The following is a 17,003-nucleotide window of genomic DNA, read 5'->3' on the forward strand; positions in this document are numbered from 1 at the left end:
TACAACAAACGAAAGAGAAAATATATTATATCCCAAAATCAACTTTTTTTCCTAAAATTGGGATTATTACTTAAATAGAATAGGTTTTATAGAGAAAAAAAATGATGCATTCTGTCAACTCATCCGACAGTGATTCGGTTATACAGAAAGATTGCATTGTCCGATTTGCTATATCTTCATTTATAGCAATCATACCTTGGCTAGAATGAATAAGATCCCAATTCTCTTGCTGCCTTTTGGGGAATATACAGCCGGAAGAATAAGTGACAAGTTTGGCAATAATACACTTTTTCCGTATTATCAATTTTTCCAGTTTCCAAATCATCATTGAAAGGGTAAACGGAACGCTATCAATCATTTTTTTTTCCTTTGAAACATATCATTTATAAGTAATTTCCCTCATTCCAGCAAAAAAAGTTGATCTGAAATTATATACTATTCTCTTCTTCGTCAGATGTAGGCTCACGCCGCTTGAGTGAGTATTATTATTAATTACAGTAACATATGGTACAATAGGCTTTCAGTTGACCCTTGCATATCATCATTTATGTGATACATGGGTAATGTGATTTTAATCCCCTTGCTTCCCTTGACTGGACAGATGGAATGTCAGCATATGGTCGCCAAGAAAAAAACAGTACCGTCCTATCCATGGACGTACTGTCATATTATTTGTCTATGCTTCCAGTATCTTGATAAAATACACTTTCCTGCCCCTGTCATTTGTCCTCTGTTTTTCCATGACGGAAGATACAGTTTCAGTTCTGTTGCCTTGGCTGTTTTCCCGGAAAGTCCCAAGTTGTCGTATATCTTCTGTAACTTGGCCTTTACCTCCTGTTTGGAATAAAGCATGCCGGGAACGAACTCCTGCCTGCAAGCCTCCCTTATCGGTTCCTGCGCACATTGGTTGTCATAGGTCCTCTCCGCATCAGCCTCATGAAAATCCAGACTGTATAATGTCCGGTAGCCCAGTTTGTCGTACCAGTCGTGATATTTCAGATCGATGAACGGGTTTTGCAGGATTAGAGGGTAATACTGTGGGTATCGGTTTCTAAAATCGGCATATCCCAAAAGCTATCCTTGTCGGGAGCCTTGTAATACCACTGCTCGAACTGTTTCACCTCTTCCGGTTTCTGTCGCATACCTACCACAGACTGAATACTGGTCAGGAGTTGGCAGGAGTTACTGTAATAGTAGTTTCGTTGATACCACTGGTTCCATTTCGCCACCATTACAAGATAGTTGAAACCGATTGTCGTATACCCGTTCTTCTGGATGAGGTCAATATAATCGTCCACAAACCTGTTCTCTAACGCCTTGTCCCGGTACAGTTCAACCAACAAGTTTTTGGTATCTTCCGGGGCATTGTTGAACGTATTAAGAATATTGTCCGATTTCCGGTTCATCGCTTCCTGTTTCTGTCTGAACTCCTCCTCCGACATTATTTCAGGCCTGGTCTTGTAATATATCGTGGCATCATGCCGGAACGGATTTATGTCAAGCCTCTGTCTGCCGAGAATCTGTGGGATGTCAAGCATAATGTCAAGTGTCTGGCATTCCCGACCCGCATTGATGAAGATATAGGTGCTGGCATTGTCCGAGTAGAAGTCAACACCCTCGAATGATGCTTTTGTGCAGAAGGTGAAAGGCTTGTTTCTCGGGTTATTCCTGTCAATACACAGTCCTCCTGTCGTGTAACCTTTCGGTAAATCTGAGGCCTTGCTCTCCGAACATAATATCGTAACCTCTTCCGGTTTCAGGTTGTTTTGCCTGATAATATTCCTGATGGACCTGACTTCATTGAGAAAGATACAGGCTTCACGGGAACAGACAATATTTCCCTGCACTACCTTTCTTTCAAAATAACCGTTCTCCCTATAACGTTGTATCAGTCGGTTACATAGTTTTTCGGCACTCTCACCTTTCTTCATCATCACTTCCTTCAACGTGGGTTCTTCAATCACATCCGGATCCCATTCCAGTTTATAGTATGGAATTCCTGATAATTGGGGGATATGATCCAAGAATATATCGGGAATAGGGGTTGCAGACAGATAACAGATACGTCCCACCCTGTTGTCAAGAGAAACGAGAAAATTCATGTCCGTACTTCCCTTGAATGTGGCATCACCCATAAGACACTGGAACTCGTCAACCACAAAGAGGAAGGCATCTGTCATCCCCCATGATTCAAGCACAGAAAGAACCTTGTCCGATGAATCCAGTGTAACCAGTATCTTGGCGGGGCTTGACTGCTGACCGAACGGGAAATTACCATGATGATAACTCAAATATGTATTCAAATCACTCATTTTTTCTTGTATCGCATTTCCCCGGTTATTACATAAAGGAATGTGGAAGAGAAAGGTTTCCGGATACTGACTGTGTTTCTCTTTCAATACTTGGATGCGTGGCGAGATTATCACTATTTGCAAATCGGAATTGAGAAACAGGGATGTACCCCCACATCCGGTTACGGTCTTGTTCAGGATAAACTTACCGTCCAAAGGTAACATACCATTCAGAAGTCTGTCGTCATCACTCATATACCTGCATCCTTTCGGCATATCGATATGTGTTATCTTATTTATATCATTATTCATAATTGTGTTATTTTGTTTATACTCATTTCATATATAAAGGTTTGAACTTTTTTATATACCTTTTTTACACATTGATGAGTAAACGGAACGCATCACTTTTTTCTTTTATGAAATCTATTGTATATAAGTGATAATCCCAATTTTAAGAAAAAAAGTTGATATTTTCTTCTCTTTCGTTTGTTGTACTCACGCCGCCTGAGTGGATATTGATAATAGAATCTGTAGTATATGTATAATTCATTAGCCTTCGGTCAACTCATAATGTATTATACTGCATATCACTCTGCCAACGTCTTTAGGCAGCATACACGATAAAAAAAAGGAGAGCTTATGCAGCATCTCCTTTATCTTTCCAATCAGTCAGTACATTCTCAAATCCAGCACTTGGCATTGGATTTGACTACCACTTTGGTAAATTTCTGAAGTTCGGTTATCAATGCCTGCACTTCATTCCTTGTCGGTTCGGGAAGGGTAATGTCCTGTCGTGAGTTCCTGCCGATATTGACTTGTACAGGAGAACACATGCTGACAAGTTCAACCATTTCGGGCAAGTCGAATTTTATCAGAGGTTCACAGGTCACATAGGTTCTCATTCCAAGCTCGCCAATTCTTGCATGGCCTGGGCACGTTCCCGGGTACCTGGAGCGTTCATCACGATGCCCGGATAGAAAATATTGGTTTCAATGGTCGTACAAAAAACCGATTTCTGTATTACCGGATGACCCATGAACTCCAAAAAACGTGAAGGGTCCTTGGACTGGAAAAGATAGTTGTTATTAAACAGGTTACAATAATCCAGGAACCGGGTAATCCAGTCCGAAGGTATATCGAAAGCCCAGGCATCCGTTCCGCTACCAACGAAAATAAAATTGCCGTTACCCAGGTTTACTTCCAGTTCCTTGGGGTCAAACCGTATAGGAAGCAGACCATCGAATTTTTTCATGTAACAATAGGGGCAGTCATGAAAACATATCCCTTTTATTGCATTCCACGTGTGGGTAACAAAAGGATACATGTTACCCCGCTTTTTGTCAGTGCCATAATTGTTTTTTAAAGGGTTGATTAAATCAGTGTATTGCAAATATCAATGTTCCGAAGTTCTTCTCTTCGGTCTTATAGGCATTTCCCACATGGCTTCTGATTTCCTTTTCATCCATTGTGTCATCTTCCCAGCCATCAATGAAATACTCAGTAGCCAATTCCTCGTCAACACCCCATTTGCACATCCAGCAGGCTAACCTGAAGATGCAGTTTCCCCTGTTGCCTTTTTTCCAATATTCAGGATTGTTCCTCTTCCAGTGGGAGTTCATGATGCTGATGATGCTTTTGTCCGACACTGTTCTTGTCCCGGATGATTGTGGCATCTGTACCTGTGGCTTTATGGTGGGGACATAAGGGTACGGTTCAGGATTTGGATTGACCCATATGTCCGGATCGTAGCTCAGGTAATTTCTGCGTGCAAGGTCTTTACAGCCTGCATCATTCCTGTCAGCCACATAGAACATGTTTAGTAGCTGCTCATATAAATCCCCATGTCTGGCCGGATCTGTATTGTCATGCAAGACCAGAGCCTTCAGTCCATTTCCACTGGGTGTAACAAAAACACTCAGGACACATTCGGTTATCATCAGCTTGTTCCGTAACCGGATCATTTCATCCGGTGTTGCTATATGGTCAAAATCCAATGCCGTCACACGCGAGTATTCAATCAGCCCCGCACCGTTAAGTTCCCTGAATGTACCGTTATAGGCAACAGCGGGCAGGAGTCTGGCTTTCCATTTCTGCATGTCACTCGGGGCTACACTTCTGATATGCTCTATTGCCTGCTTCAATGTATAGTCTCTAAACTCATTGTCATGTAATTGCATGTCTCCCGTACGAATCATCTGTATAATATCACCCAGCCCCGGATAAGTTAGGTTGTACTTTGTCCAATTGATCTTTTCTGTCAATGTCGTTTTCATATTCCTTACCATAGACTTTATTGCTTCTTTATCCATCTGAGATTATCAGCCGCATTGTTGGACATGTCGCCGTCAATATGCTCCACTTCCGTATAGGCCTTCGGATCAGGATTGACCAGGAATGTCTCAGCAACGAGGAGATCGACATAAGCCTTCTCCCCGCCGATGATGATGTACTGTCTGCCGTTTGTCTCCTCGAATACCGGTACATTGCCTCCCTTTGCGGATGACGGCATTGCCGGACCAGCGCAGGGAACTTTTTCAAGGCTTTTTCTGACATCCGACCATAACCTGTATTTCCTGATGTCCCTCATGCCCCGTGAATACAGACCCTCATACAGGGCACAGAGGAAATCCACACTGTCGTATATCCCCAGTTCATAGGCCTTCTCGAACCATCCTGTCGCTTCCCTGTACATTACGGGAGTCCCAAACAGGCCTTTGAGGCGTATATGTCCCATTGTGAAAGCCGACAGTCCGTCACCTGAATCCGCAGCCTGCCCGAGTAATCCGATACCTTTCCCTATATCCTGCGGACATCCCTGCCCTTCCAGGTATATATGGCCCAGATTGGCTTTCGCTGTGGGTTCCTTTTCCGCGATGCTTTCCAGAAGGGCGATTGCCTTGCCGGTATCACGCTTTACAGCCATCCCTTTCAGGTAATACACGGCAACGGCGTTGATTCCATATACGAATCCCTGCGTAGCCGACCGTTCATACCATAGGAAAGCCTCATTGACATCCCCCTTATCCTCATAATACATACCGGTCAGATACTGGGCCTCTGCATCACCTGCCTGGGCCTTTTCCAAAATTCTTTTTGTTTCTTTTTTCATGTTTCTTTCATTTTTGAAATTGAACATTTTTTTAAAATCACACATCTAAGGATTTCGGGGTTTTGTCAGACGGCAGTTTTTTATGTGTGTAAGTTGAAGCGGGGAGAATATGCGGATGGTGGCCCAATGGATTTGTCCGGCAGTCATTTCGGCGTGTCAAGATTTCCTAGTAAAGTTATCAGATGAAGATGAGTGGTTGATACTGAAAGTGTAAGTACAGTCCGGAGATTTGGAAAGGGATTCGGGATGTTTACAGTTTCTATATTCTTTCCGGTCTGTGTGAACAAGGAATAACCCAAGGAGCAAAGAAAACGCTGGAATTGATTGAAGGGGCTATGGTAGGTGTTAATGAGAGATTGAAGAAGACAGGCTACTTCGTACCCTCCAAAGTGGAAGAAAAGGAAGGATGTTTTTATTTTTTTCCTCACTTTTGTAGACTGCGAAGCCGGTCTACTCTTCTATATCCTCATTTAATCATTATTTCACCCGTATTTTTTTACTTCTCTATATATATTAGAATGTACATCAAAAAAGTCCGGGTAACAATTTTTCATTTGTTATCTTCCAATCAAGAAATGAAGAGGAGCTTCCCATCCTATTACAGACAGAAAGCCCCTTCAGAATAACATTCAAATTATCAAGGTCATAATTCATCGGCAAAAATAGATATAATACATATGACTTTCAAGGACAAACCGATAAAAAATATATATCACTTCCGCCGGTTTTACTCCCCAAAAACTTGAATATCCATCATTTGGAGAACTGGATATGTCTTAGTGGGGGAAAATGTACGGCGGCGGTATCGATATTATATATTTGTCTCCAATAATCTTGAATAATTTTTGCAATAGCTCAATCTATTTAACATCTGATTTTGAGTAATCATATTACATTTGCAAAAAAAATAATAGATGGACAATGGATAAATGTGTGGGTGCTGCCATTGCGATCAGAGAACACGGCGCCACTCGTTTTGAAGATATGACCGCTTCTTTTTTCTGTGAAGAACGGAGGAGCTTGTTTGTTTTGTTTGTTTTCCCATTTCCCATGCCAAGAGAGGTAGGGAATGGGATTTTTTATTTGCATGTTTCATCATTATCTTGAATCTGGACTGGCTTCTCACCCTACAAAATAATAAAAAGCCTTCCGGAATACAGTGAACACTACCGGCAAGAGATATATAACCGGAACCAGACTCTACAGATTACACCATTATCCGGAAGGCTTGAATGGATATAACGGAAAACATGTGGGGAATGTTCGGTTATCTTAGGGGCAATGAATGAAAAGTGCCTATGGATTATCGTGAGTCTGTAATATCATTCCCGTAGACTCAAGGCACATCCCTAAATTACCCATAAAAACAAGATGAGATGTTATGTTTATAAGCCAGTCCCATTCCAATAATATCAATGGAAGAATGTACGGCAGTAGTGATATGTCAGTTTTTTACGCAGTCTTTGCACCATCAGAAATACACATCTTCAATATATATAGTAGAATTGCTGTGTGCCTTATCCGATGATGGATAGGGTATATTTATTTTTCAGACTTGGGCAATATCATTATGAGTATAAACAAAAAGTCTCTGGAAGGGTGTCGCTTTTTATATATAATAGTAGCTTTTTTATGCCATATAATCTCAAAATGGCAATGAATGGTACATCCTTATCTACTATTGCATTTTTAGTTGTTCTTCCTATTTAGTACCTTTGTACAAATTATATATAAAATAAAGATGTCAACCTTATAAAAGAAATTGCCTATGGATTAATTGGGAATGACTCTTGAAATCAATCATAACAATGTAATATGGCTTCGCGAGAATCAAAAAAGCATTACAAAACAACAAAGCCCCCCATTGAAGGTGCAATATCCATACAAGACGAAGCAAAAATAACCGGTGCCAAAAACACTATGGTACGAATAGCATCCAACCTCAAGCTGGAATGCGATAGTAAGTGTGAATCTTAATGTTTCGGGATTGAAAGCTGTGACTGCTTGTTATGCCAGGTGTATGGCTGCCGGAAAAGAAAGAAGGGACAACCACGATACAATACATAATGTATAACCGATCATTCAATAGAAACAATGAAAAAAATATTCGTTTTATTCTTGCTTTCAATCATCAGCATTTCTAGTATATGCGCAGAGACAGTTCGCATGAAAGTAGGGGATACCAAAACACTTTCCCCGTCTGTTTTACCGACCAAAGTGCTTGCGGGACAGCCTGCATGGACCTCCTCTCGGCCCAATGATGTTAAGATCGTTTCAACAACTATGTACTCCTGCGAGATAGAGGCGGTTAATTCATTTAGCGGATATGCTACTATACATTGCAAATATTATTATAGAGAGTTGGACCCAACAACGGGACAATATATATATCAGCGTTCCGGATATGTTGATTACAAGGTATTTGTTGAGGAAACAACAATTACAAGTATAGAGATTAGTCCTGCCAATATCGAATTGAACAATGGTGAAACCCATAAGATGGAGGTTATAATTCTACCTTCCAATGCGAATCAGAGTGTAGCGTGGTCATCATCCGATCAATCTGTCGCGTATGTCAATTCAAACAATGTTCTCAGAGCCAACGGATATGGCACTGCCGTAGTAACTGCAACTGCAAGCAATGGTCTTACTGCGACTTGTACTGTAACAGTAAAAAAGAATGGTGATGACAGTGGGGAGAACAGTGGCAATGATGGACAAGACAGCACTGATTATAATGAACTGGACTATTATTTCCAGATAGCAAAAAGAAGGATGAACGCACTTCGGAATAAGGCTATACAACAACAGAATAAAAATAATGAATGACATGAAAAATATTACACTTCTCATTTTGTCCTTAATGGCATTAGCCTGCTTTTCCTCATGTAATGATGAAGGGGAAGAGAATGCGATTCCACAATATTCATTTTTCAAGCCCTACCTGGAATGGGGAAGTTCTAAAACGCAAATAGCCTCAAAGATGGCAGATTGTGTTGTTTTGTTAGATACAGATAATACGTTATGCTATCAATCAGAAGGTGAAACTATTGCCTATGCGTTTAAAAACGGCAAATTAAATACGGTCGTTGTTATTCCAGAAAGGGCATTGCCATTAGATGAAATCTTATTGGCGTTTAATGGCTACACATTATTAGGCGAATATGACAATATGGTTTATTTGAATGAACAATCGAATACAATTGCTGAAATTGAGGACAGCAACGGTTTTTATACTATAAGCTGGAGCCAGTACGGTCTTGATATGGCAAACGCGGTAGACTTAGGCTTGAGTGTGAAATGGGCAGACGTAAATTTAGATATGGGATATGATGACTATGCGGCACTGACCCCTGAAAACATCCAAGACGACATGACAAGGTACTTTAATGGATTAATTGGATGGGGAGATCCCACTGGTATAAAGAAAAGCGAAATTGAGAGCGATTACCCCAAAGCCAGTTCAATAAGTGGCACAATATATGATGTTGCTAAAGTAAAATGGGGAGGTAAATGGAGGGTTGCCACTCAAAGCGAATTCCAGGAACTGATCTCCGCTTGCATATGGATTTGGGAAGAGAGGAATGGCTATTATGGATATAAAGTCATAGGCCCGAATGGAAATAGTATATTCCTTCCAACTACCGGATACAGAATAGGTCTTTCATGGTATAGTAGCGATAAAGGATATTATTGGACAGGTACTATGCGACCAGGCACAAGTCCGTATCCATACGTCCTAAATTTTGACAAAGCGAATAAGGGACTCAATACTTCATCTGTTTCTGGTTTGGCTTATCCGTTTAAACATTTTGGTTGTGCAATAAGACCTGTACAAGATGAATAGTTTCTTGCATAAAAACAGGAATGGGCATATCCGGTATTTAGAAACTGAAAATTTCTAAATGCGCTGTTTTTTTGTTACTTTTGTAAAGTTGTGTGTGTTGAAAATATGTCATGGGTATATTGTATTGCCCATATACTAAATACCGCATCCGGGAATTATATGATTGAATTATCGAAGAAATGAAGAAGGTAATATTAGGACTAATATCTCTGGGGTTGTTGGCTTCTTGTACGGATGGCAACCATACAAACAATGAACCGTTTGAAAGGAACTGTGTGCTGCATGCCAGAATAGAAAGTACAAATACCCGTATGACAGTTGATGCTGACAATCAATTGCATTGGGGGGAACTTGACGGAATAGGTGTGTACGGTGTAGAAACCAAAAACGTGAAATTCAGTTATGCCGGCACCCAAAACGGTATCACGGAATTTACCGGTAATCCGGATGCAAACCAAGAGGAGTTTGCTTTTGCATATTATCCCTATCAATCGGAGGCTGTGAAGGATGGAAACTCTCTGACTGTCGGGTTGCCATCCGAGTATCTCTATAAAGACAGCAGCAATGCCCCGCTGTCGTCCGTGTACAGGTTCTCGTCCGTGATGGAAACCGCATCGGCGTATGACACGCCCGTGTAGCAGGCGAACAGGAACAGGTCACGTGCCAGCATGTGGGATTTTCTGTAAGCTGGTATTTCCACATCACGGATTCTCTCGAACGATTCGCGGCTCAATGCCCGCGGTGTCCTTTCCGATTGCCGGGGCAGGGCGAAATGTTGGAAATGGCATTTCTCGGAATACCCCTTCTTGTAGGCAAGGCGGCATATCTTCTTCAGGATGGCAAGGTGGTGGCGGACGGTATCTATCGCATACCCCTTTTCTTCCGTGGAGAAAGACTGATAGTCGTGGATGAACTGTTCCGTCAGTTGCCCGAAAGCCAAATCCTTGACTTTATATCGGGTTTCGATGAACTCTCCGAGTGCCAGCCGCATATAGTGATAGCCGGGATAAGTACCTTTCGCGCGGTCGATGCCGATACGGGCTTTGAGGTCGTCACAGACAACGTCCGTCATTTTCATGAGGGTCATCTGTGTTTCCATGCTGCCTTGAAAAAGGTCTTTCACATCGGCGGCGTCAAATTCCACTTTGCGGGATACAAGATTGTCAAAAGCGGTATTTACCGCCAACAACAATTTCTCAATCTTGGCATTGGTCTTGACCGCCTCTTTGCTCTTCCCGTTCAGACGGCTTTCACGGGGATTCCACAGTTCCGGCATGCAGGACAGCCTGCAACTGAACTGCGCCATACTTCGGTTCACGGTGATTCTTCCCATTATCGGGCTTTGCCCGACTTGTCCGGTCCGCTCTTTTTGAGGTAGAGCAACACCTTGAATATCTCTACTTTCATACGCTTATACTTTTTAGTGCAAAATTACTTGCCTTATAAGCGTTCCTTGATATACAAAACACTGTGTATGAGTGCAAACAAAACGGCGAGGACTTCTTTTCATCGCTTACCGTTACCTGTTTTCGTTTCGGTAACTGCCCGGCTAACGGTTTGGTAACTGAACAACCTCAATATTCTGTTGCTGTTTGCATTTCCCATATTTAGCAAAATACAGAAACATTGCTCATTTTAAACGTGTTACGTTTAATCATTACTTGTTTGCTTTCGCTTGCTTCGCCTTGTATATTCCATACAGCCCGCCATGGGTTCGCTACGCTGGCTTTGAGCAAGGGCGTTCCGATCGAGAGTGTAAGCCGGGTTCTAGGACACACGAACATAGTCACTACGCAGAAATATTGTAAGATCACCACCGAGAAAATCGACAAGGACCTGACGGTGTTCGGTGACCGTCTTAACCAGTCGTTCCATGAAATTTCAATAGCGATGTGATGGAAAGAACAATTATAACTATCTGCAAAAGCGGCAGTGTAAGCATTCCAAGCGGTAATGTATGGATGTTATAGTTACAAAGTCTCCTTTTGAAGTGGCATTTTCTTTCTACCTGTGCAGCTTTTTTGCGTATCTTTCTTCTATTTTTGTGTTTAAAAAAACAGTCCATGATACAAAATAGCGGAATTTATTTGCTGTTTTCCAATAATTCGTCTTTCTTTGTGAATAGTAAAACAGAAAAGTACGATAACGAAACAGAAATAGTTCTAAACATATTGCAAAACTTGTACTGACGGATTATTAGACCTGGTTAAATCTGGAAAATTTAGTTATATCTCAAAATTTCACATCTTAATATCTTATAAATTAACAATTTATATTGTGATGTGTTTTTATCAAGGAACAAATTAGGAACAGAAACACGAATTATCATATTTTCTTGTTTTTTTATTTGCACTACCTTTCTTTCTCTTCACTTGTTCGTACTTTGAGTATTTTTCCAAGTCATTTCACACGATTTTCATCCTCTCGCCAAGAGTGATTGTTGCAGTCATCTATGGATGAATAACCACAGCCAAAAGAAAAAAGGACAAATCTCTGTTTCTTTCAAGGAACATTGTTTTTTGCAAAGGTAACCATTTCCCTCAAAACACCTATACAGGCAGTCCAATATATCTGCCTATATTTAGTTTACTTTAGTTTAGCATATATATAAGCTAATAGACTAAACTAAACCTTTACCGAAGTTCTCCCCCTTACTTTTATATTCACAGTCAAAAGAGAAGATAATCGCACCGATATTTTCTTTTTTCGCTGCATCCCAATTTTACGGAAGTTCCTTTTATCGTAACTTCTGCCATAGGCATTTTATCCTCGCATCCCAACTTTCGGTCTGCCTGATGAGAATTGTGTCGCAAAGGTACTTGTCATGTCTTTCTTGTATTCAAGGTCACAGCCTGACGGTTCCCGACAAAATCTCCACGCTCCGCTTTGCAGAGGTCGTATTTGGTCGTGAAACCCTGCATAAAGAGCCATAACACCTTTTGAGGCGACATAATTTTCAATCAAGCCCGAAAGTAGCTGAAATGCTAAAAGAGGGAAAATAAAAAACTTAAAACTTAGGATTATGGCAAACTATGCAACAAACATTTTCTACGCAAGGACGGAAAACAAAGCAGACCTCGACAAGATAGAGGCATTCTTGGATGACACTTTTGACGGCTTTGTCAATAGACACAGCGATAGCGTGGATGCGGAGTTTACCTCTCGTTGGGTTTATCCGGAAGAAGAAATCGACAGGCTGATAGCTTCGTTGGAAGCCAAAGACAAAACTTATATCAAAATTCTGTCCTACGAATTTGCAGACGAATACGTGAGCTTCAGAATCTTCTCACAGGGTAAATGGGATATCAAGTTGTAACCCTAAAATGACAAGACTATGTACGAATACGAAAAAGATAGCGAAATTATAGGTGCGCACTGCACCCTGCTTACCCCCTATAAAGGCTACTCCGAGGGAACAGTTGTCGGCGACTTCGGCAATAAAATAGTGGTACGTCTTAGCAGTGGCAAAGAGGTGGTCGAGTACCGTGATGAAGTGATTATTTACGATTAAATCCAAGAGCGATGCAACAGGTAGCAATGAAATTCGTCCAATGGGACGTACCCGAATTAGAAAAGCTGAAAGGCTGCAGGGTTTACCAGTTACGGGAACAACTTGATAACGGAGACAAGTTGAGCCGTGAAGACAAGAACTGGATTACCCGAAACGTGAAAGAGTGCATCCATTTCAAAAGAGGTATCGCATTGATGGGCTACTTCTTTGATTTCTCCGATGTTCTCAAACGATATTTCGTGAAACAGCACGGACATATCACCGAGTATTGCGCCATTGACAAGACTGCGTTGCGCTCTGTCTTGTATGGTCGAATAGAAGACGTAGTAGAAGTATAATTAAAATCAAAGAAACATGAAAGCAACGATTGAGCATAGCTTTTGTCCTTATTGTGACGAGGTAACAGAACTCTACTTCCGTATCATCAACACGATTCTTTTCTCAACCGATGAAACGGAACTGCGTACCGGCATGGAACGCCTACAAGAAAAAACACGTCTTGATGATTATTTCGTCTTCGGCTATGGCAAGCATCACCTATGGGTCTGCCAAAGACGTCCCAGTAATCAAAAAAAGATTTTCGAGCATCGGGTAATCATGGCAGAATTTTGATGATACAGGCAGGAACGGGATAATCTTCCATTCCTGCCACGCCGCATTCCCTTTTTTACATCTATCTCTCTCTTTTGGCTGCGCCATATCCTTTTGTAAAAACCAGCCATTCGTGAAAAGCTGCCGTCCGCTTTTCCGAAAAGCAGGGTTCTTTCCTTTTTCCCTTTTGTCCCCTATTCTTTCTGCCGGACGGGAACATGGCAGCACCCCGATACCCCGTTCCGCCTTTTGTCGCCACTTCGTTGATATTCCCTTCTGCGGTATCGCCACCTGTTGTCAGTTCAGTGTTCTGTTTGTAGCCACCTCTATTCAGTCCGACCGAATTACACGAAAATCCCTGCCGATTCTGCGGACTTACAGCCGAAACGCGCACCATTGTGCCGGTGGACGGATTGCTCTTTCACTTCCCCTGCAACTACGGCTTTCCGCTCATTTTCAGAATAGTTTTCCGCCGAAGTCATCATCATTTTCCGATGCAAAGATAGTATGCAGACGGGAACGACTTTGGAAGTCTTGACCAATGGCACAGCCGTACAATCTTCCTTTATCGAGCCTTCTGGTTTTGCCTACGGACAAAAATAAAGAGTATTGATGCGTCCGGCCTTGGTGCATTCCCTTAACTGCACCTACTTTTTGAGGCAGCGTAAAATTGATTTAATAACTTCTAAAAACAATTCATTATGAAAAAGATTGAAAACAATTTCGTAGTAACCGGTTTCGTAGGAAAGGATGCAGAAATCCGTCAGTTCACCAACGCAAGTGTAGCACGTTTCCCTCTGGCAGTAAGCCGACTGGAGAATAATGGCGAGGAATCCAAACGCGTTTCCGCCTTTATGAATTTTGAGGCGTGGCGTAAAAACGAGAACACCGGGTCGTTCGACCAACTGACCAAGGGTACGATGCTGACCGTCGAGGGGTATTTCAAGCCCGAAGAATGGAGCGACCAAAGCGGTGTGAAACACAACCGTATCGTGATAGTCGCCGTCAAGTTCTATCCGCCCGTCGAGAAGGAGGAGACTCCTGAAAAGCCGGCCAAACCAGCGAAAAAAGGCAAGAAATAATCCTTGCCTTATCACGACAAAAGCGGCCTTTGGGTCGCTTTTGTTTTACTCATTACGGTGTTGTTGCACCATCTGTACTTTTATACTCTACTTGTTCTCTTTTACCGCATTCAGAAATGCTTTGGCAGGTTTGAATGCAGGGATGTTGTGAGCGGGAATTTTAATTGTCGTATTCTTCGAAATGTTCCGGGCCGTCTTTTCAGCTCTCCGTTTTATAACAAAGCTGCCGAAGCCGCGCAAGAACACCTCGTTTCCCGCAACCATCGACTCTTTTACATTTTCCATGAATGATTCCACCACAGTCATCACAACCGTTTTCTCAATTCCGCTCTGCCGTGAGATCTGAGCGACAATTTCCGCTTTTGTCATATTGTTCTTGATTTTAATGAATACGGTGCAAAATTAACAAATATCCGCCTGTTATAACAATCCAAACTTATTTGTCATCCCGAAAACTGCTTTTACTGAATCCGCCGAAGACGCCCTCAAGAGCCTGCCCACTACCAAAAATACCAACAATAAAATTATAATATCTCCCATAGGTCTTATTTTTTATAGTTATATCCAACTTAAAGATACGAAAAAATAATGAATTACGCAAGTAATCTACTGATTTTCAATATCCATATTTGATTTATAAGTTCTATTTCCGGATGCCCGGCACGCGTCCCGGTGTTCGGTTAAGCTGAACCTTGTATTTATTGAGAATGCTGTACACGGTGCTTTTACTCCGGACACCGCTCTCTTTCCAAATATCACGGATTGAATACCCATTGTTATACATATCCACGATTTTTTTGTCCCGTTCAGTTTTACTCATACTTTTTTTGGTAATCGGAATACTGATACTCTGCTGCAGGCGTATAATCTTATCTGACGACTTCCGCAAAACAGCCACTTCCTCCGGTAATGCCCCGAACATGGCCAATACTTCCGCCGGTGTCGTGTCCGGAAACAATTTGTTGTCGGTGTCAATTTTATCGTGAATGGAGATAATACGCACGACCTTGATGCGGCATAGCTCGATCAATGCCGATAGTTCCCGTAAACCACGCACGGCATTGCTGAATTTTGACACCACCAATTCGTCGCCTCTTTCAAGATTCGACATCAGTTGTTTCCATCTCGGTCTGAGCGTCTCGTGTCCGACCGATTCTTCAACCACTTGTACACACCCGTACTGGCGCATCCATTCCTTATCCGCATCAAACGCATCGTAGGAATTCGCCTCGAATATATAACCGACTTTTGCCATATCAATATACAATATTCATGATAACAAGTGCAAATATACAAGTTTTATTCGAGTATCTGAATCATACTATATTAAAAAACGAAAATCGTACATTTTTCATGTTTTTATCTTCACTTGTTTTCATTGGTAATCATACTATTAAGTACGATATTAAAAAATGCGCAAAATACGGTTTTTCGGATGCGAAGTATCAAAAATAATATATAGTTTTGCACTAAATAGTACGAAATAATATAGTATGAAAACATCAAAATCGAACTTAAAACAGCCGATAATCTTTGCCAAAATAATTGCCGTTTCGATTGCCGTATTCCTATGCGCGTCATGCGACAACGGCAATGGCAAACGATTGGCGAAAGCCAAGAATGACCCTGCCGGAACATACAGGGAATACCTGTCTGACATACGCAGGCAGAAAAGACTCTCCATTAAAGAATTGACCGGACACCTCAAGCAATGGCAAACATTGAGGGATTCCGTATTCCTGTATCTCGAATGTGATACGCTTGGCCGGCTTCATTCCACTGTAAGAGAAGAGTGTGAACAGATACATGATTCCATCCGCATGGAATTTTCACGGATGGTGCTGTCTCAAACACGCACTTATAAGGATATACTGTGGGTAAAAGAACAAATCTCGCCGCATCTTGAAGACAAAGAGTTGCATCGTGTGGCTGAAACAATCCGGCCGTTCTTTGCCTCATTGGATAACCAGCCCGTCAGTCAGAGAAACCGACAACATATTCTTGCCACTTATCGAGCTACCCTTGCTGAAACGATTGATTACGGTATTCATTGTATGGCAGACCTGACGACCTTTATCGAAAAGGAGGATGCTGTGTACCGGGCATTCCTTTCACGTCTGCCTGATTTCGACGGCGAGAATCTTTCCGACATCACGCATGACACGGAACGATGCTGCGCACAGGTATTTCTTGCCGCCGAACGGAACGACATCACCTATCGCAATGCCATGATTTATTTGGCCATGCGCACCAACCGCAGGCTGATTCAGAATGTCCGAACCTGTATCGACGACATCTGCAATCAAAAAGTCAAGACACCGGCACAGGCACAAGCCTACATCTGGATGCTTCTCCAGCCTTATTCGTCGTTGGACGGTTTCTGCTTGGCGTTGCTTTCAGCCGAAGAAAGAGAGCAACTCGATATGCTTGCCTCGCAGACACCCGACGCTTTCAGAGAGTTGGGCAGGATGCTGCACCCAGGAGACAACCGCTTGGACGAGCTGCCCGGAATGCTGATGGAAGCATTCATACACACGCTGTAAAATATGACAACAGAAAAATATATGAA

18 protein-coding genes and 3 pseudogenes are annotated in these 17,003 nt (G+C 42.0%); 10 read left to right on the forward strand and 11 right to left on the reverse strand.

All coding sequences use genetic code 11. The features are described from left to right. Window positions 1-663: 663 nt before the first annotated feature. The 5 genes and pseudogenes from JCM17102_RS31865 to JCM17102_RS16875 form a co-directional block, all read right to left on the reverse strand. The gene (locus JCM17102_RS31865) at window positions 664-1,071 is read right to left on the reverse strand and encodes a hypothetical protein (protein ID WP_275564412.1); all 408 of its coding nucleotides are present in this window, start codon (window positions 1,069-1,071) and stop codon (window positions 664-666) included. After that, window positions 1,023-2,603 (reverse strand): DEAD/DEAH box helicase family protein, encoded by a 1,581-nt coding sequence (locus JCM17102_RS28090; protein ID WP_275564413.1) that lies wholly within the window; start codon window positions 2,601-2,603, stop codon window positions 1,023-1,025. The genes JCM17102_RS31865 and JCM17102_RS28090 overlap by 49 nt, the downstream gene beginning before the upstream one ends. Window positions 2,604-2,974: 371 nt before the next feature. Continuing rightward, window positions 2,975-3,546 (reverse strand): annotated as a pseudogene (locus JCM17102_RS28095) (hypothetical protein). A 124-nt stretch (window positions 3,547-3,670) separates the two neighbouring features. After that, complete coding sequence (locus tag JCM17102_RS16870; protein ID WP_245798570.1) at window positions 3,671-4,567, reverse strand: BT4734/BF3469 family protein; 897 nt, start codon at window positions 4,565-4,567, stop codon at window positions 3,671-3,673. Between the two features lie 17 nt (window positions 4,568-4,584). Then, the gene (locus JCM17102_RS16875; RefSeq protein ID WP_025076016.1) at window positions 4,585-5,403 is read right to left on the reverse strand and encodes an SEL1-like repeat protein; all 819 of its coding nucleotides are present in this window, start codon (window positions 5,401-5,403) and stop codon (window positions 4,585-4,587) included. A 2,094-nt stretch (window positions 5,404-7,497) separates the two neighbouring features. Here JCM17102_RS16875 and JCM17102_RS29160 point away from each other — a divergent pair. From JCM17102_RS29160 to JCM17102_RS16895, 3 genes are all read left to right on the forward strand, one after another. Beyond that, window positions 7,498-8,232, forward strand: coding sequence for an Ig-like domain-containing protein (locus tag JCM17102_RS29160; protein ID WP_051572976.1), 735 nt, complete (start codon window positions 7,498-7,500; stop codon window positions 8,230-8,232). A 34-nt stretch (window positions 8,233-8,266) separates the two neighbouring features. After that, window positions 8,267-9,250 (forward strand): hypothetical protein, encoded by a 984-nt coding sequence (locus tag JCM17102_RS29165; protein WP_025076019.1) that lies wholly within the window; start codon window positions 8,267-8,269, stop codon window positions 9,248-9,250. Between the two features lie 179 nt (window positions 9,251-9,429). Continuing rightward, window positions 9,430-9,888, forward strand: coding sequence for a fimbrillin family protein (locus JCM17102_RS16895; RefSeq protein WP_025076020.1), 459 nt, complete (start codon window positions 9,430-9,432; stop codon window positions 9,886-9,888). Here JCM17102_RS16895 and JCM17102_RS29885 read toward each other — a convergent pair. Continuing rightward, a pseudogene (locus JCM17102_RS29885) lies at window positions 9,807-10,657 on the reverse strand (phage integrase SAM-like domain-containing protein); the annotation flags it as partial. The gene JCM17102_RS16895 and the pseudogene JCM17102_RS29885 overlap by 82 nt on opposite strands. Before the next feature lie 285 nt (window positions 10,658-10,942). Between JCM17102_RS29885 and JCM17102_RS30415 the strand changes: the two are divergent. Then, window positions 10,943-11,146 (forward strand): annotated as a pseudogene (locus JCM17102_RS30415) (tyrosine-type recombinase/integrase); the annotation flags it as partial. 926 nt (window positions 11,147-12,072) lie between these two features. Here the strand turns inward: JCM17102_RS30415 and JCM17102_RS31870 are convergent. Further along, on the reverse strand, window positions 12,073-12,201 hold the full coding sequence (locus tag JCM17102_RS31870) for a hypothetical protein (RefSeq protein WP_004301204.1): 129 nt from the start codon (window positions 12,199-12,201) through the stop codon (window positions 12,073-12,075). Between the two features lie 71 nt (window positions 12,202-12,272). Between JCM17102_RS31870 and JCM17102_RS16905 the strand changes: the two genes are divergently transcribed. The 4 genes from JCM17102_RS16905 to JCM17102_RS16920 are packed head-to-tail and all read left to right on the forward strand — an operon-like array spanning window position 12,273 to window position 13,373. Further along, entirely contained in the window at window positions 12,273-12,566 is a 294-nt protein-coding gene (locus JCM17102_RS16905; protein WP_004301205.1) for a hypothetical protein, read from the forward strand. An 18-nt stretch (window positions 12,567-12,584) separates the two neighbouring features. After that, window positions 12,585-12,761 (forward strand): hypothetical protein, encoded by a 177-nt coding sequence (locus JCM17102_RS16910; protein ID WP_004301206.1) that lies wholly within the window; start codon window positions 12,585-12,587, stop codon window positions 12,759-12,761. Window positions 12,762-12,772: 11 nt separating this feature from the next. Then, on the forward strand, window positions 12,773-13,099 hold the full coding sequence (locus JCM17102_RS16915) for a hypothetical protein (RefSeq protein ID WP_004301207.1): 327 nt from the start codon (window positions 12,773-12,775) through the stop codon (window positions 13,097-13,099). A 16-nt stretch (window positions 13,100-13,115) separates the two neighbouring features. Continuing rightward, entirely contained in the window at window positions 13,116-13,373 is a 258-nt protein-coding gene (locus JCM17102_RS16920) for a DUF8466 domain-containing protein (protein ID WP_004301208.1), read from the forward strand. A gap of 61 nt (window positions 13,374-13,434) precedes the next feature. Here JCM17102_RS16920 and JCM17102_RS30975 read toward each other — a convergent pair whose 3' ends face one another. Together JCM17102_RS30975 and JCM17102_RS30730 are read right to left on the reverse strand one after the other, a co-directional pair. Then, the gene (locus JCM17102_RS30975; RefSeq protein ID WP_004301209.1) at window positions 13,435-13,749 is read right to left on the reverse strand and encodes a hypothetical protein; all 315 of its coding nucleotides are present in this window, start codon (window positions 13,747-13,749) and stop codon (window positions 13,435-13,437) included. 59 nt (window positions 13,750-13,808) lie between these two features. Beyond that, window positions 13,809-13,949, reverse strand: coding sequence for a hypothetical protein (locus JCM17102_RS30730; protein ID WP_159106352.1), 141 nt, complete (start codon window positions 13,947-13,949; stop codon window positions 13,809-13,811). 104 nt (window positions 13,950-14,053) lie between these two features. Between JCM17102_RS30730 and JCM17102_RS16930 the strand changes: the two genes are divergently transcribed. Continuing rightward, window positions 14,054-14,434, forward strand: a complete 381-nt coding sequence (locus JCM17102_RS16930) for a single-stranded DNA-binding protein (protein WP_004301211.1) — start codon at window positions 14,054-14,056, stop codon at window positions 14,432-14,434. A gap of 87 nt (window positions 14,435-14,521) precedes the next feature. Here JCM17102_RS16930 and JCM17102_RS16935 read toward each other — a convergent pair whose 3' ends face one another. Together JCM17102_RS16935 and JCM17102_RS16940 are read right to left on the reverse strand one after the other, a co-directional pair. After that, window positions 14,522-14,815, reverse strand: a complete 294-nt coding sequence (locus JCM17102_RS16935; RefSeq protein WP_256596129.1) for an HU family DNA-binding protein — start codon at window positions 14,813-14,815, stop codon at window positions 14,522-14,524. 262 nt (window positions 14,816-15,077) lie between these two features. Next, on the reverse strand, window positions 15,078-15,689 hold the full coding sequence (locus JCM17102_RS16940; protein WP_004301218.1) for a recombinase family protein: 612 nt from the start codon (window positions 15,687-15,689) through the stop codon (window positions 15,078-15,080). A gap of 238 nt (window positions 15,690-15,927) precedes the next feature. Between JCM17102_RS16940 and JCM17102_RS16950 the strand changes: the two genes are divergently transcribed. Further along, complete coding sequence (locus tag JCM17102_RS16950) at window positions 15,928-16,977, forward strand: hypothetical protein (protein WP_004301222.1); 1,050 nt, start codon at window positions 15,928-15,930, stop codon at window positions 16,975-16,977. Window positions 16,978-17,003 lie beyond the last annotated feature (26 nt).

Origin of the sequence: Bacteroides faecichinchillae JCM 17102 (genome assembly GCF_000614145.1) — a bacterium.
Classification (GTDB): Bacteria; Bacteroidota; Bacteroidia; order Bacteroidales; family Bacteroidaceae; genus Bacteroides; species Bacteroides faecichinchillae.